At 37.8% G+C, this 2,595-nt stretch carries 1 protein-coding gene; it reads left to right on the top strand.

Annotated elements, in window-relative coordinates:
* Positions 1–107: 107 nt before the first annotated feature.
* Positions 108–2,159 carry a MucBP domain-containing protein gene (locus tag ETI37_RS07690; protein ID WP_143458510.1) on the top strand — a complete coding sequence of 684 codons (2,052 nt, stop codon included), beginning with the start codon at positions 108–110 and terminating at the stop codon, positions 2,157–2,159.
* Positions 2,160–2,595: the final 436 nt, after the last annotated feature.

Genomic DNA, 2,595 nt, shown 5'->3' with positions numbered 1-2,595 from the left:
ACTATTTACAAGTCGAGTCTAACAAGATTGGACTTTTTTATTAACTAAAACGATTTAACTAGCACCACGCGTATAATAAATTGTGTCTTAGAAAGAGGGTATAAAATTTGGACAAATTACATAAGCAACAAGTGGCAAAACGACAACGATTTGCCATTAAGAAATTAACAGTTAGAACGGCATCTGTCCTTGTTGGGTTGTTGGGCTTACCCCTCATTATTAGTGGTAATGCCAAGGCAGATAATACGACAGTTGCTGCTCAAAATACATCCACGACTCAAGTGACTGATCCACAAGTTAGTGCCCATTCAAGCAATATTCGGATTAGCGACGAATCAAATACGGTTGGTCATCAAACTTCATCAACATTAGTTCCAAATAAAACAACAACGCCAGCGCAACAAATGCCGATAATCCATAAAACAACAGCAAAACAACCACTGCCCAGTAAGTACAACATTACTATGAATTTTCGCGATGTCACCATACATAAGCCAATTCAAGTGATTAGTAATGGTCATTATGTATTCAAACAACCTTTCAAGCAGACCACAATTCGACCAGGAGATAGTGTGGATCAAGAATTTACTGTGGCCGGTTATAAATTAATGAATTCAGAAGTTTTGAATAAGTATTTCTATTTTGATAAACAAGGTAATGCCTGCCTTAAGAAAGGTATTACTACGCAAGACATTAACATTAATTTAGATTACGCATCATTGTCACCAATCAAAATAGAGTATGTTGATGTAGATAACGGGCATATTTTAGCATCAATAGTTCTAGATAGTTTCTGGATGACCCCTGAATCTCTCCAACACCGTGCTGGTGATAAGAAAGCACCGGATGCATCGCGCTATGAAGCCGCAGCCATTAATATTCCTGGATATAAATTAGTTTCTGAACCTGTTTTAAAGGGTAAAATCACTGGTCAAACTCGAAATTCGTTAGCTGATCCTAACTATGTTTATTTAACTTTCAAGTATAAGAAGGTTGTGAAAAATAATTCTGATAGTAATAGGACTGAATTTTTACTTGTTCCAGAAGAAGCAAATCTACCGGACAAACTCTTTACGATTGCTGGTAGCTATGGCGAAAGGATTGACCTAAACAATGGTAATTATGAGAAAAAAATGAGTGAGGAGATTAGCCATTACGAAAAACAAGGTTACTCCTATATAGGAAGTACAGGGACATATCTTAATTCTGATTATTTCAATTTTTACGCCCAAGGGATACATGTTTACTTGCTACCAAACAAACCAGTAACTGTGCGTTATATTGATGAGCAAGGAAATATGCTTAGGAATAATGATACGCTTGCGTTCAACCTAGATAATCCCAACCAAAAAAATAATGGGGTTAATCCGCAAAAAGGCTGGTATGCAAATGGTTCATGGCAAGTCCAACCTAAGAAAATTAAAGGTTATCGTCTTGTTCGTACTCTTGGAGTAACGAGTGGCCAGTATACTGTATACCAATACACCACAACTTTTGTTTACACTAAGGACACAGATCCAACTGATCCCAAAACGCCAGAGACAACAACAACTGATCCAAAGACACCAAGCGATAAGCTTCCGGACAATCCTGGCAAGAACTATCCAAAGGGTGTTAACACGACTGATTTGAATAAGACCATCACGCGGAAGATTACTGTTATCAAGCCTGACGGGACAAAGGAAGCCCATGACCAAACGGTTAAGTATAAGGTTGTTGATCCACAAGGAAAGGTTGTTGGCGTTCAAACAGTACCTGGCAAGACCGGTCAGACAGTTCCAGTTAATATTCACATTCCTGATGGTTATCAATTAGTTCCTGGTGAAAGTGTTCCAACATCTTACACCTTCAAGGATGGTAACCCTGATCAAATCATTAAAGTGGCCTTGATCCCAACTAATGATCATCAAGGGCAAGGAACACCAGCTACTAATACGCCCACAAACACTACTCCTAATGGAAATGATGTTACTGGCAAACTAGAAGGTAATGTTCCTAACATGCAAACTTGGAAGACGATTACGTCTCAACCAACGACAGCTAAGGATAACCAACTACCACAAACTGGTAATGACAATAGCTTAACATTAATGGGCTTAGGTGCCTCCACCTTATTGGGAATGTTTGGCCTTGCTGCTGTAAACAAGAAGCGCAAGTAATCAAATTAGCTCTACAATTTTACCCCTTTGTCAGTACTGATGAGGTATTTTGATGAGGTTAGTTTAAGTAGCGAAGCTGCTTGAGCTGACCTTTTCTTTTAGCTTAGTTTTTACCATGAGATTTGAGAGCTAGTAGACTTCGGATACGGGAATGATCAAAGTTGCGAAAACCATAAGCTGTTATTCTAGTGGTCTTAATTTTATTATTGTAAGCAGTCGTTATCAATACGGGTTGAACAAAGGGACTCTACAATTGTAAGTACTGATGAATTTAACATCAGTGCTTATTTTGGTTTTCTACGAATAGTCAAGGATATTAAAGGAATTCCTTGGAATTTAGCTGGATAGAAAAGTTAATTAAATACGCGTGGTGCTAGTTAAATCGTTTTAGTTAATAAAAAAGTCCAATCTTGTTAGACTCGACTTGTAAATAGTA

The organism is Lactobacillus mulieris, assembly GCF_007095465.1.
In the GTDB taxonomy this organism is placed as follows: Bacteria; Bacillota; Bacilli; order Lactobacillales; family Lactobacillaceae; genus Lactobacillus; species Lactobacillus mulieris.
This window is presented reverse-complemented; position numbering and strand designations above follow the sequence as displayed.